Source organism: Limnobaculum allomyrinae (assembly GCF_016649425.1).
Classification (GTDB): domain Bacteria; phylum Pseudomonadota; class Gammaproteobacteria; order Enterobacterales; family Enterobacteriaceae; genus Limnobaculum; species Limnobaculum allomyrinae.
Map to the genome: position 1 here is coordinate 664,905 of NZ_JADRCR010000002.1, position 12,823 is coordinate 677,727.

Below are 12,823 nucleotides of genomic sequence, written 5' to 3' on the forward strand. Positions count from 1 at the left end.
GATGTTTCACCAATTGCCATTCCTTGCTTTATTTTTAGATCAAGATGTAACCCCGCACGACACACTCAACCCCTTTAACAACCGTTCAATCGCCGGGTTTTCCAGCGCTTGCACGGCATAGCAAATACCTATCCGACGTATTAACGGATGTCCGGGTAGGGGGCGGGAAGCCAAATCACAACGTGTCTCTACCAGCGGTTTTGGGGCAATGGTTAAGCCAAAGCCTGCTTCTACCAGATTCAACGCCAGTATAAAGTTTCCTGCATTGGCGGCGGGTGTACTGGCGGAAGCACCGTAAAACGGTAGAAAACGTTGATGGGAATCGTGAGTTGGAAACATCACCCATGACTGGTCGTGTAGCTGTTCAATGGTCAGTACGGATTCCTGATTAAGGGGATGCGTTACCGGAAAGGCCAGCTCATAGTTTTCGTCAAATAGCGGAATAAACAGTTCGTCTTCACAACGTAAACTTTCACAGCCAAGCCGGATATCCCCGGTACAGCCCGGATCAAGGGTAAGCAGTATATCGGGCAGGGTTGTACGCGCTTTTTCCAACAACGTGATCAGATGGGATGAGGCAATATCATGTTCGATACCGATGGTCAGTGGTGTTTTATCCTGACGTCTACGAAAACGTGATGCCAGCGCAGCCATATCATTAATCATACGCCGGGCATGTGGGTAGAGCACTCGTGCATCTTCGGTTACGTCCACACCGCGAGTTTTGCGGATAAATAAAGGTATCCCCAGATCGTCTTCCAGCGCCTTAATCGTGGCGGACAGCGCGGGCTGTGTCAGGCTTAATTTCTGAGCGGCGCGAGTGATGTTACGTTCTTCGAACACGCAGATAAAGGCTTTGAGCTGTCGCTTATCCATAGAAATTTCTTATGACGGTGAAAGTAATAAACCATTTTTAACTAAATTCATCCGGATTTAAAGTAGCGGCATGACATTAGTCATCATTTTTATTTATGGAGAAGTTCAATGAGTATTGCATCTAAGCCTTTAATTGTTATTACTGGCGCCAGCTCTTAATTGTTATTACTGGCGCCAGCTCTGGTATAGGTTTGGCAACGGCCAAATTGTTATCTGCCAAAGGCCATGCGCTGTTACTACTGGCTCGTCGTATTGAACGCATGACAGAATTGAATTTGCCAAACACATTGTGTCGCGCTGTGGATGTAACCGATCGCAATGCATTTACCGCTGCGGTAAAAGAGGCAGAACAGAAATTTGGGCCAGTGGATGCGCTGGTGAATAATGCCGGAGTGATGTTGCTGGGTAACATTGAACAACAGAACCCAAATGAATGGGATCAGATGCTGGATGTGAACGTGAAAGGTCTGTTGAACGGTGTTCATGCGGTAACAGAAGGGATGATGGCGCGTAAAGCCGGAACCATTATTAATATCAGCTCGGTGGCTGGTCGTAAAACTTTCCCTAACCATGTGGTTTATGTCGGAACTAAGTTTGCGGTGCACGGCATGTCTGAGAACCTGCGTGAAGAACTCTCTCCGCATAACGTACGCGTGGTGGTGATTGCTCCTGGCGCAGTGGAAACTGAGTTGTTGAGTCATACCACCAGTGATGCTATCAAAACCGGTTATCAGGCCTGGAAACAAGATATGGGCGGTAAAGTACTGAGCCCGGAAGATGTGGCTAACGCGATTGATTTTGCTTATTCTCAGCCGCAATACGTCTGTATTCGTGAAATCGTACTGGCAGCGACCCGTCAGGGAGCTTAATAGCCGTTGGTTAAAGCAGGGGGAATTCCCCCTGCTTTATTGCAATAGTTTACCCGTTCAGCCAGGCTTGCCCTTCTGCTTTCATTACTTGTTCCAGTTCACTTCCTCGTGTGGCGAATACGCGGTTGACCGGAAAGCCGCTTTTTTCTAAAAGATAAGCCAGTGCGGCATACTCACGTGGGTATTTGGCCGCCAAAGATTGATCGATTTCTACCAGTCCCAATGGAAACGTAAATGTTCCCATGTCATAGACGCTCTGGCGCTTGAGTAGCTTCCAGACACCATGACGTTTTTCCGCCAAATCGTAAAAGCGATTATGTACATTACAGCCAAGATTGAGTTTGACGTTTTCCCCAATAATCACCGCATTGGTTTCAACAATGGCTTTATTGCCGTTAAAGGTGATGTCAGGTGTACCAATCAGGTGTTTCGTTCGAAGATCTGACTTTCCCATACGCATAGAGCCGTTAACGAATTCGCTGAATAAGCCTTCGAACCAGGTGATCTCAATGATGCCATCAGGGTGGAATAAATGACGCAATGGTTCCCACTGTCCGAGATCCCGGTGTATCCAACCGTTAATTAAATCAGCGATTTGTGTACGGTCTTCAAGATTATTTTCCATGGTGGTTCTCGCTTTAAATATTGGATTATTGGTATCTACTTTAGTAATAAATTAAAATAAGACAAATATATAGATATGACTGATTCATCATATTTTTTGATTAAAGGTGATAAACATGGATTTGCGCCACTTACGCTATTTTTTAGCGGTTGCTGAAGAGGGCCATTTTGGTCGCGCTGCCGAGCGCCTGAACATCGTTCAGCCCGCATTGAGCATGCAAATACGGGCACTGGAAGAAGAGCTTGGTGGCCCGTTGTTTGCACGAACAAGCCGGCGCGTAGAGTTAACCGAAGCGGGAAAGTTGCTGCAAGTGGAAGCGCAACGCACTTTGGCGCAGGCGGATCACGCCAGATCAATGGTACAGCGTTCACTAAGAGGTGAAATCGGTTGCGTGCGGGTAGCTTTCGCCGGAAATGCTGTTTTCAGCGGTAAGTTGATGGAGGATTTACGCGCTTTCCGTCATACCTATCCGGATGCGGAATTGATTATCCGGGAAATGCCGCCACAGGCTCAGGTGGAAGCGATTATGAGTGGACAAATAGATATCGGTTACGCACCGGAGCATAACACCATGCATGCTCCAACATTGGTTTGTGAACAGATAGGACGATGGGACAGGGTAGTGGCGATGTCTGTAGATCATTCATTAGTGAATGAAAGTAACCTGACTGTGGCTATTTTGGCAGAAGAACCGTTAATTCTTTACGATACGCATGACGCCGATGAACAACTCTACAGGACATTAAGCCGGCTATCAGGTCGGGAGCCGAATGTGGCGCATCGTTCTACTTCTACTCTCAGCGTTCTGGCGCTGGCTGCGGCTGGACTGGGTGTGGCGCTTGTGCCGGAGCCGTTGGCACAGGTGGCAATTCCGGGGCTAATCTACAAAGCACTAAATGAACCAGAACTTTCTGCCAGTTTGATGTTGCTCAGTCGTGCAGATGAAACTAATGGGGCGGTTCGGGCCTTTCTGGCTTTGATAGGTTCCGACAATTTATGAAGATATCAACCAATATGCTTTAACTAATCTCCTCTTAATTCATTGATCCGTTTCGTTGATTTATTGGATTTATAATCGGAGACGCGCGCATTTTTATCTTCAATTCTTTCACCGGAAGATTTTTGTGTTTCCATCCTGTCATTTTGTCTTGTGGTCGATTTTGTTGATATCACCGGGATCGCCTGTGCATTATCCATCAAATCAGATGACAGGCGTGATTCAGCGGTGACGATTTTATCGACATAGCTGATATTTTTTGCGCCTTCACCTTTAAAGCCACGGGTAAAATTCCCGCTGTAGTAGCAAGAGTAAGAGGCTAATAGTGCATCTCTTTTGGTGGGAAATTGCGACAGAGCACGTTGATAACACTCATTGAATATTTTTGATGCCACGCGCAAGTTTTCACAGGGCTCAAATGCCTGTTCGAAGGTTAGGCTGTATTTGGGCAGGTTATGAAGGTTAACCTGCCCAATGCCCATTGAAAAATTCCATCCACCTTGATGCAGCATTTGTGCGGTTGCCAGCGCTTCCTCTTTATTTTTGGGCTGCCTGACAAGATAGCCGTCAACAATACCAATAGCGTAAGGATTGTGGTTAGATTCAACTTTAGTAATGGCAACGAGCGTTTGCGGGGAGATATCCGGTGCACATTGTGCGGCTAAAAGAAAAATATCAAGCATTTGCACGATCCATGGACAGGTTATGGTAAACCGTCAGTTGGCAGTAAAGTCATAAAACGTTGAGCAGTCATATTGAGGATGGGTTAATGGCTTTAGTCGTCCGCCAATAAAAAGGTCATTTCTTCACCAGGCCAGGGGATATTTTTGGTACTGTCAGGGAGTAGTTTATAGCCCGCACCATAACCAACGGCATAAGCTTTACCATCGAAAGTCCAGTAGTAGAGATGCTCTTTGCCACCGCCAAAGCCTTCAATGGCACCATGAGGTGATTCCCGCAAAGTAGGTTTGTGCCCATAGATATCAAATGCAGAGCCGGAAGTTTGTCCCCAGGTATAGAATTTACCCGATTTAGTCAGCGCCGCAGAGCCAACATACCGCCCGTAAAGATAAGCTACATTCTCTAAGACTTCTCTGGGGGTCGCGCTGTTGTTGGTATAATGTGTTGAGCCATCGCTTGTTTGTCCGATAGATGCACCTCGTCCCCAGCCCCACACATCGCCATTATTCAACAGAACCTGGCCCCAGGCATTTCCACCAGTGATTTGTATAATGTTATGGGGATTGATGCCCGATAGCGTGAATTCACGAGGCGTAGTCACATATTCATGACCGGAGCAAATTGATCTCCCTGTTATAACGCCAAGTTCACAGTCTTCGTTATCCCCCCAGCCCATGACTTTGCCGGAATGGGTGACAACATAGGCCGTCTCATAGGCAACACCCAGTAAACGCGCTTTTTCGCCTTTTAAATCAACTTCATGAACTGTGCCCGGCTGTTTTGCATTGTTTAAGTAAGCTGTTTTCAAGCCGTCGCCACGTTGGCCGTAAATGCCGTGTCCCCAGGTATAAACTTTACCGTCTTCACCCATTGCGGCAGAGAAGTATTCTCCGGCACCAATTATGGTGATTTTCTTTCCGTTCAATACTTTACAAGGCGTGGTGACATAGCCTGTTCCACATCCGGTTTCACCGTAGCCACTTTGTCCCCATCCCCAGACATCACCATTCTCATCCAGTGCAATCATATGATAAGCACCTGCGGTTAACGCGACGATTTTAATGTTTTGGTTGGAGAATGTTTTCACTTTAGCCGGTGCGGATTTCTGGTTAACCACCATGGTTCCATTACCCTGTTGGCCTGAGCCGCGAAAGCCCCATACCCACACTTCGCCATTGTGTATGGCGAGTCCGGTATCAAGGGATGAGCCGGTCGGCATAAAATCTCCCGCTGAATTGGGTTCATTCTCTCCCGGTAGAATGGAGTCTCCCGCGTAAACAGAAGGGCAAAATATTAGCCCGGATAAGTACAATAAAATCGCTAACGTTGTTTTTTTATCTTTAATGAATTTCATATTCATAATTCACCTCGTTACAACTTCCTGTTTATATTCAGAATGAAACTGTGGATTGGCGGGATATCAAAATAGGTTATTTCTGGTCATCCCGAATGTAATACCCGGTTTCAACGCCAATAATTGATTTTAATGTGCTGATCAGTGAGGCGTAGTCAGTGGCCGTATGGACATATTGGGTGCCGTCAGTTTCGGTATCGCCTTTAGCGCAATATTTCCCCCAAAAGGCAATACGTTCAGCGTTGGTGATATCATCATTAATTGAGACGTAGTGAATCTCGACTGTCTCTGCGACGACACCAATTTTATTGGCGGCAAACAGTGACTCGCTCTTTAAACCAGACTTAATGGCATCACACATCCCTCGGGAGTGAAGCTCTGTTGAGACAATGGCAGGATCAACCTCATCTTCACCATCAGAAATAACAATAATCACCTTTTTAGTATTTTGACCCGCGGCAATAATGGGAACGGAACGCAATAGTCCAACCGAGCTGTCGGTGCCTCCACCGGCAATCATGTTCATGAAACTGGAGACCAGCTTCTGTTTCTCGTTACTATTGGTGGTCAGCGGGATAAGAAATGCACGGGGTTGGGCGGATGGGAGAGTGGCGGCCATATTCTTTTCCGCCTGTTCCTGAGTCAAGCTATCACTCACAGTATATAAAGGTGTTGCTGACTGACACATCCCGGTAAAGGCCCGATACTCATACATATTAGGCGCCCACGGTTGGATAAATTCTTGTACATTGCTGTGGCTAAAGAGATTATTGATATCTATGGTTGCGTCATAGTCGATAGTCAAACTATTCATTATGGATGAGCGTTCGAGGGATGAAGCACCTCGCATAGTTTTGGTTAAATCGATGATGCGATCATATTGTTGGTCAAATTTCTGCTGGTTAGCTGAAGTGAAAATACTGCGGGTAGGATCTTGCTCGCAACTGAAAAGATAACGACCGGTTGTTATCCCTGATGGGGTGTTATGAACACACCATCCTCGCTGTTGTAGATCGCCGATATCCTCGCTTAGCGCTTCACCGACGATAAAACGATAGTACAGATATCTTGAGCGGTCGGTATTATAAAGTATGGTATTTTTATTGTTGTCATAATCCGGATATTGCGTTTGCATAATGTGTTTATTGGCCCAAAATGCATAATCAATATTGTCTGAAGAATAGGCATAGCGCGGGACATAGAGTGCGGAGCAACCGATCAGTTCACCACCGGTTTCATTTTTTAAATTTCTGTATGGCAATGCGGTATTAACGGCATTTTCTACTTTAAAAGGTACCCCTAAATCAAAAGGAACAAGCGCAAATTGTGAGTCAGTATGTTTATTACCGCTAATGACATCATTGACAACTGTTTTAAGCATGCCTAAGCGAGTCGTTGCCAAACCTTTTGAGTCGGTATAGCTTGAATTCATGGTATCTGAAAAATCAACCACGAAAACATAATCGGCAGGGGTTGCATTGGTCGTAATAAACTTCCTGGCATTACCACTGTTATCGCCTTGATTGCCTACATTAATATTTTTATCAAAACCGGGGAAACCCAAATCCGACACCGGTAATAAAGCCGGAAGACTGACTGATGCCACCAGGCTATAGTCAACATAGCCATCGTTATCAATATTATCTGTCATGGATATATCTAAATGCTGGAGTTGCTCAGCATTATCCGGTAAATAAAAACCAATATATTCTTTTGCGATGGCCTTATTAATATTCCGGGCACGTTCGTCGACAAGTCGATTATCTATCGCTGCGATGGCTAATATCGCTTCACTGGTCGCATCGGCAAGGCGGGCTTTTCTGTTTAAGGCCAGGGAGCCATCAAGCGCAAAAGCTACAGAGGCGAGTAAAAACGGGAAAATAATAACGTATACCACCGCAATGGCACCGCTTTCAGACATAAATATTGTGCGTAACGCTTTCATAATGTGATCACTCAATAGATTATTCCGTCAGATATTTAAGAAATAATGATTCCTTGTGTGGTTAAATTCTTGAAATAACTACGTCACTGGTGATTAAGTCAGGCAATATTTCGTTATTGAAGGTGTGAGTAAACCGTTTAAAAAGACTTGCTTCATTAGGGATACATGCGATGACGCGATAAATCGGTACCCATCGACCGGTACTGGTTGCATAGGGGGAAAGGCCTTTTAGCTCAGTGATGTCTACCGCTTTTTTAGTTAATTGGCATGCGTTATTGCCTGCGGTGAAAGAGAGCGTTTTACTGACACGTGCTGAGGCATTATTCCCTGGATTTAAAGGGTCCGGAGCGAGATAGAGGGCATCAATAGCAATTGTCAGATTGGGTTCATGCAACAGGGTTTGGCCAACAGACAATAATTGGTTAACGTCTTCCTGTGTAATATCTTCATTGGATTGATAAAGCGCCGTTCTTTCCCTTATCAGGGTTGCCAGCGAATGGCTGGTGCGATCAAGCCGTCCTTGCTTGGTGATAGTAATGCCAAAATCCGTAACCAAATACATAATAAGAATGAAAGAGATCATAACAATAGCAAACTCAACGGTAACGGCACCATTTTCGGATTTGGCATTTTTAATCGCGTTTTTTAAATAAGGCGCTTTGATTTGATTATTGATTAACATTATTTATTATCCCTCTGGTATTCCTGGACATAAACAACCGTTCTTTGCAAATAAGAATTTAAAGTAGCCGTGGGCATAAAAGAAAAAAGAAGTGTGTAGTTATAGCCGACATTATATATAGCCAGTGATTTTTGCTCAGCGTTTTTATCACAGTTGCTGGTTATAACGTCATTAATCGTGCTGCAATAGCTAACATCAATATAAAGATTTTCATCTCGTGTTAATAATGGCCAAAGAGGAATATCTTTATTCAATTTACTATGAAAAACGGCCTGGTAGTCTTCTTCCGTCATGGTTGATATAGCAGCATAACGGCTGGCTTCCGCGACGGCGAGGTCTAAAGCTGAAGAAATATAAACTATTCGGCAAAGTTCAAATATTAAAAGAATAATAAAAATTAGAGGGATAAATATCAGTGATATTTCAACGGCAACAGCACCTTTTTCTTCTTTAAATATAGCAGAGACTTTGTCCTTAATAGCAAACATGATTTTTGAGTAATTAATCATAATAAACCCAACGTATAATTTACTAATGGGTATTAATTGAAACAGACTTATCCTGAGTTCTGTCTAATCAATTAATATTAGAGAAATAGAAAAATATAATTTCTAGTATTTATCAGTCAGTAATCGTCTGGCGAGTGTTTCACTGCCGCCAACCAGATCTTTTAAATGGTTTAATTGAGTATTATCGTAAGCCTGAGTAAATGTTGCGACATCCAGAGCAAGCACTTTCCGAAATGCGATGACGGCTTCCGGGCCTTTTTTCTCTGCCACTTCAACGCCATAACGGTCAAGAACATCAAACATGGCTAATGGGTAACGTACAGGTAAACCAATACGGACGTGAGCCATGCCTATACGCAGGCGATCTAACGCATAATTTTTATCATAATTACCGCAAAATAATTTCACAAACCATTGCGCCAGGGTTCTTTTTAACGCAGCCAGATCGGTAATAAATTCTCTTGTCATTTCGTGGGCTAACAGGCGGTCGTAATATTCATCAACCATGCGTGCGGTGATAGCTTCCGCTTCTCCTTGTAAGCTGCGAAGCAGTTGGCACTCCTCAGCGGTAATCGATAATAGTGCGACTAAATCATCGACGATGTGTTCTTCCTTTACATTCCAGCTCATTTTTTCCATTAGATCATCTCCTTGGCTAAAATGGTTCTAATCGTACGGGAAGCCACAATATTGAGGATGGCAATATTGCAATCATTTGGCGCTATAATAGCCAGACAAAAATTTTGATTAAGCTTAAAAACAAACATTCTTCCTATTTTTCCAGACAGACTTAATTCAATATTGGTACCAAGGTTAAGCGAGGTACCGATACGTGAGGACACACCAAGTACCGTGGAAACCTGCACTGCGACACGCTTAAGGTCAACTTCAATACCGTGATCCGTTTGTACTATTAAGTCACCTTCTTTGGAACAAACCAAAACGGTATTTTTAACGGCAATGCTGTTACTCAAATTTTCAATAGTTTCCTGCAATAATTCTGTTCTCATTTTTCCCTCAATAGGTCTGATGTGATTAATTTATAAGTAAATAGACTATCTCTGGAAACGTATTATTTATATTACAGGGTGGTTTTTAGAGCATAGGGACAGTGATGAATAAATACCCTAGAGAGATAGCGATACCATAAGGAACGGTTATTTTTTTCTTTCTGTAGATACTGGTAATAATAATTGGGATGACCACAATCAACCCGGAGATTGCCGTCATTAATATAAAGCTAATAATTAATGAGTTTGATAATGATAAAGAAAGTGCAAATATAAGTTTTATATCTCCTGCACCGAAAAAACCTAATGAACTTAATATGGTTCCAATAAAGAGAATAAATAGAGGGAGTGCTATTTCAGGGATATTGTATTTAATTACGCCAATGATTATTGATAAAATGGCAACAATAATAACGGTCTTATTCTTAATGATTCTGGCGGTTATATCCGTATAGCATGCATATAAAAGGAAAATATAAATGAATAATAAAATGATTTTTATCACTAAAACACCTTAGTGGTTTTTTACTACAAAGACTATTTTTTCCTTCTTTTATGTTTTCTATGAAGGATTTTAATTCGATCTAAACTCAGTATTGGTGTTTTATCGGGCGTATTATTACCAGTAATAATTTCATTTTCATCATCATATTGAGGCGTTGTGTCTTCATTTTCTGCAGAAATCATCGATTGTTGAGCTTCATTCTGAGATTCCATGGAGAAGCAGTTCTTAAGCCGGTTGAAATGAAAAATGATTCTTTCGTTGACTTTCTCTGTTCTGTCATAGAGGACGGGATTTAACGAGATAGCCTCACTAATAATATCTGCTGCGGTTAATTCAATGGCGCTACACCAGAGTTGATCTAATGCGTTATGTTCGATGCCAACAAATTCAGGGGTTAAGGTGGTTTCTATATTGTCTAATAAAATTCTATAGATAGCATGCTGATTTTCGATCAATTCATCTCTGTTATCGAGAATAGGATTAACCGCAATATAGGCGCAGCTAATATCTGCTGCACATAATCTGACGGCGAGTTTTTCTTTTAAAATTGGATCCATCGAATGACCTCCCGCTTAGTTTTCTGTCGCTTTATTACAGATCTCCGTGATTTCTGAGGAGAGTTTGCGTATCAACCAGAATAGTTGACCCAAAGGTTCATTTTCAGCACTTACCAGCGTGAGGACTAATTCTGATTTAACATTTTGTACAATAAAGATCAGAATATTATTATGTTCTCCCTCCAGAGTAAGAAGGCGCTGGCCGCCGGTTCCTATTTCCCTGAACATTGCAATACCTATTGATAATATGGAGCTGGTCATCGCGGCTAAGCGTCTCATACTGGCACGATCTTGTTCTTCCAGTACGGCAGCCACTTCGAAACCGTCCACGGTCGCCAAAAGCATATTGGTCAGCCCGGGGTGATCCTGAGCGAATTTCTCAATCGTGTTTTGAATTTCTGAACATTGTTCAGAGGTTAAACCAGAATAATTATTGACTATTCAGGTATCGGATATGGTCATGGTTATTTTGCCTCATGGTGGTTATCGATAGACCTTTCTAAATGACGCGACATTACCCTCAGCAATAACATGACACTGGCTGGATCTCGTGCATCAACATTGATAACAGGTAGAGAAAGCCCCATATCGCGTAATAGTTGTTCATAACTGTTTTTATCAGGGTAGGGAGCAAGATCGGTTTTAACAATACCCAGTATCGCCACCGAGTTTCCTTCGGTTAACCGGGAATGAAAGGCATTAAGATAGCTTTTTAGTTCACCAAAAGGATCGCTACGGCTGTTATCTGACAGAAAAATAATGCCCACGGTGCCTTTACCCAATATATCCCACATAAAAGAGAAGCGTTCCTGACCGGGCGTTCCATATAACCGTAGTAAATTAGTCTGACCGGGCAGGGTAACTTCGCCATAATCCAGCCCAATGGTGGTGACCTCTTTGTTATAGTTTGCCAGGTCGGTATTGGTTACATCCGTTGTTACCGTACTAATTTCGCTGACGCTGGCAATAGCCGTGGTTTTACCTGAGCCACTACAGCCAACAAACATAACTTTGAAATCTCTCATTTTGGGGCTGACCCTTTATATAATCGTCGAAATAACGCGGATAATATGCCGGACTTCTCTTTTTGTGGGAGGTCTGCTTCATCATCGTTGTTTTCTGCAGAGCTATTTTCTTCCCTACAAAGATTAACGATATCGTTATTCCGTAAGTTATCCTCCGGGAAGGCTTGATCGTTGGGGGCTTCAGGCATCGATATCGTAGGTGATACAAGTGAAGCTTCCGTTACGGATACCTCTTCCTGAACCACTGGCGCTGTAGGCTGAGGTAGCCCCGTCAGGCTACCTCCCGCTCCAGATTCATCAAACGTTCAGATATCCTGGATCGTTGATTCGAAATCGCTCACTTTGCGTCTGGCTAACGCTAAGTTAGAATTCCGGACATCAAGAACTAAATAGATAAATATTCCTTCCACCGAGTGGAGCGGTTTAATAATGTGATACTGTTTTTCCAGAGTAATAAGGATATCGGAAACCTTATCATTGAGGCCTAATAAATTAATGGTTTTCATTTTTGCTCGTAATACATCTGTATTACCTGCGGCAGCGATTTCAATGTCGACACCAGAACCTGCAGAAGCTAAGAGCATACCATTTTTGCTATCAACCATTGCTGCACATAATGATCCATCGATCTCTAACAGTTCTTTGATTTTATCATTCAAATTTGCCATTACTAATTTCCTTTCTCTTGTACTTTAGAATATAAAAAATGAAGGTGTTGTTATACCGCATGTAATTCATGCAAAATCTCAACGACGCTGGAAAGCAACTGGTTATCAATTGATAATCCGTTGACGTGTACATGAATAACTTGTGTCCAGGGTGCAGTGCCCGGGGTATAACAATTAACGACGATATGCACTTCAGAATTTAGACAGGCCTCCTCATCAACAGCTGACTGAATAATATATTTATCTCCAATTTTAAAAGGTTTTGAACCAGGGGCGACTGTCTCAGTTAATACTAACGGAGCAAAAACTTTGAGTAATGAAATATCAATTAATGATTTATTGGCATTCAATACCGTTAAAGGCGAAGAATAGCTATCATCTAAAGAACCATCAAAATTAGTGTCAGGCATTTTAGTGAAAGCTTTAATTGTGCCATCAGCACCAACACCAATAAATTTCGTGGTTTCGGGAACCCGAACTAAAATACCCCTATATTCATAAATTTTCATAAAAACTCGCG

17 protein-coding genes are annotated in these 12,823 nt (G+C 42.9%); 2 read left to right on the top strand and 15 right to left on the bottom strand.

Annotated features, from left to right (window positions below; all coding sequences use genetic code 11):
* Window positions 1-39: 39 nt before the first annotated feature.
* Window positions 40-876, bottom strand: a complete 837-nt coding sequence (locus I2494_RS07220; RefSeq protein WP_218466400.1) for a LysR family transcriptional regulator — start codon at window positions 874-876, stop codon at window positions 40-42.
* Window positions 877-1,040: 164 nt separating this feature from the next.
* Between I2494_RS07220 and I2494_RS07225 the strand changes: the two genes are divergently transcribed.
* Complete coding sequence (locus I2494_RS07225) at window positions 1,041-1,745, top strand: SDR family oxidoreductase (protein WP_228350878.1); 705 nt, start codon at window positions 1,041-1,043, stop codon at window positions 1,743-1,745.
* Between the two features lie 49 nt (window positions 1,746-1,794).
* On the opposite strand, the gene I2494_RS07230 is transcribed toward I2494_RS07225, so the two are convergent.
* Window positions 1,795-2,370 carry a nuclear transport factor 2 family protein gene (locus I2494_RS07230; protein ID WP_218466401.1) on the bottom strand — a complete coding sequence of 192 codons (576 nt, stop codon included), beginning with the start codon at window positions 2,368-2,370 and terminating at the stop codon, window positions 1,795-1,797.
* Window positions 2,371-2,485: 115 nt separating this feature from the next.
* Here I2494_RS07230 and I2494_RS07235 point away from each other — a divergent pair, with 115 nt between their 5' ends.
* Window positions 2,486-3,370: a LysR substrate-binding domain-containing protein gene (locus I2494_RS07235; RefSeq protein ID WP_218466402.1), complete on the top strand. Its 885-nt coding sequence runs from the start codon at window positions 2,486-2,488 to the stop codon at window positions 3,368-3,370.
* Window positions 3,371-3,393: 23 nt separating this feature from the next.
* On the opposite strand, the gene I2494_RS07240 is transcribed toward I2494_RS07235, so the two are convergent.
* The 13 genes from I2494_RS07240 to I2494_RS07300 all read right to left on the bottom strand — a co-directional run bounded on the left by I2494_RS07240 (window position 3,394) and on the right by I2494_RS07300 (window position 12,812).
* Complete coding sequence (locus I2494_RS07240; protein WP_218466403.1) at window positions 3,394-4,050, bottom strand: lytic transglycosylase domain-containing protein; 657 nt, start codon at window positions 4,048-4,050, stop codon at window positions 3,394-3,396.
* Between the two features lie 92 nt (window positions 4,051-4,142).
* On the bottom strand, window positions 4,143-5,402 hold the full coding sequence (locus I2494_RS07245) for an RCC1 domain-containing protein (protein ID WP_218466404.1): 1,260 nt from the start codon (window positions 5,400-5,402) through the stop codon (window positions 4,143-4,145).
* A gap of 76 nt (window positions 5,403-5,478) precedes the next feature.
* Window positions 5,479-7,362: a TadE/TadG family type IV pilus assembly protein gene (locus tag I2494_RS07250; RefSeq protein ID WP_218466405.1), complete on the bottom strand. Its 1,884-nt coding sequence runs from the start codon at window positions 7,360-7,362 to the stop codon at window positions 5,479-5,481.
* Between the two features lie 46 nt (window positions 7,363-7,408).
* Window positions 7,409-8,029, bottom strand: a complete 621-nt coding sequence (gene tadF / locus I2494_RS07255) for a tight adherence pilus pseudopilin TadF (RefSeq protein ID WP_218466406.1) — start codon at window positions 8,027-8,029, stop codon at window positions 7,409-7,411.
* Window positions 8,029-8,538, bottom strand: a complete 510-nt coding sequence (locus tag I2494_RS07260) for a TadE/TadG family type IV pilus assembly protein (protein ID WP_218466407.1) — start codon at window positions 8,536-8,538, stop codon at window positions 8,029-8,031. Before I2494_RS07260 ends, tadF begins: the two co-directional genes overlap by 1 nt.
* A 102-nt stretch (window positions 8,539-8,640) precedes the next feature.
* Window positions 8,641-9,177, bottom strand: a complete 537-nt coding sequence (locus I2494_RS07265) for a protoglobin domain-containing protein (RefSeq protein ID WP_218466408.1) — start codon at window positions 9,175-9,177, stop codon at window positions 8,641-8,643.
* Window positions 9,177-9,548, bottom strand: a complete 372-nt coding sequence (locus I2494_RS07270) for a roadblock/LC7 domain-containing protein (RefSeq protein ID WP_218466409.1) — start codon at window positions 9,546-9,548, stop codon at window positions 9,177-9,179. The genes I2494_RS07265 and I2494_RS07270 overlap by 1 nt, the downstream gene beginning before the upstream one ends.
* Before the next feature lie 85 nt (window positions 9,549-9,633).
* Window positions 9,634-10,053: a prepilin peptidase gene (locus tag I2494_RS07275; protein WP_218466410.1), complete on the bottom strand. Its 420-nt coding sequence runs from the start codon at window positions 10,051-10,053 to the stop codon at window positions 9,634-9,636.
* A 32-nt stretch (window positions 10,054-10,085) separates the two neighbouring features.
* Window positions 10,086-10,610 carry a hypothetical protein gene (locus tag I2494_RS07280; protein ID WP_218466411.1) on the bottom strand — a complete coding sequence of 175 codons (525 nt, stop codon included), beginning with the start codon at window positions 10,608-10,610 and terminating at the stop codon, window positions 10,086-10,088.
* 15 nt (window positions 10,611-10,625) lie between these two features.
* Window positions 10,626-11,051, bottom strand: a complete 426-nt coding sequence (locus I2494_RS07285) for a roadblock/LC7 domain-containing protein (RefSeq protein WP_321206108.1) — start codon at window positions 11,049-11,051, stop codon at window positions 10,626-10,628.
* Between the two features lie 23 nt (window positions 11,052-11,074).
* A complete protein-coding gene (locus I2494_RS07290; RefSeq protein ID WP_218466413.1) occupies window positions 11,075-11,635 on the bottom strand; it encodes a GTP-binding protein in 561 nt (186 codons plus the stop codon).
* Between the two features lie 305 nt (window positions 11,636-11,940).
* Window positions 11,941-12,303, bottom strand: coding sequence for a hypothetical protein (locus I2494_RS07295; RefSeq protein ID WP_218466414.1), 363 nt, complete (start codon window positions 12,301-12,303; stop codon window positions 11,941-11,943).
* Between the two features lie 50 nt (window positions 12,304-12,353).
* The gene (locus I2494_RS07300; RefSeq protein ID WP_218466415.1) at window positions 12,354-12,812 is read right to left on the bottom strand and encodes a hypothetical protein; all 459 of its coding nucleotides are present in this window, start codon (window positions 12,810-12,812) and stop codon (window positions 12,354-12,356) included.
* Between the last annotated feature and the right edge of the window lie 11 nt (window positions 12,813-12,823).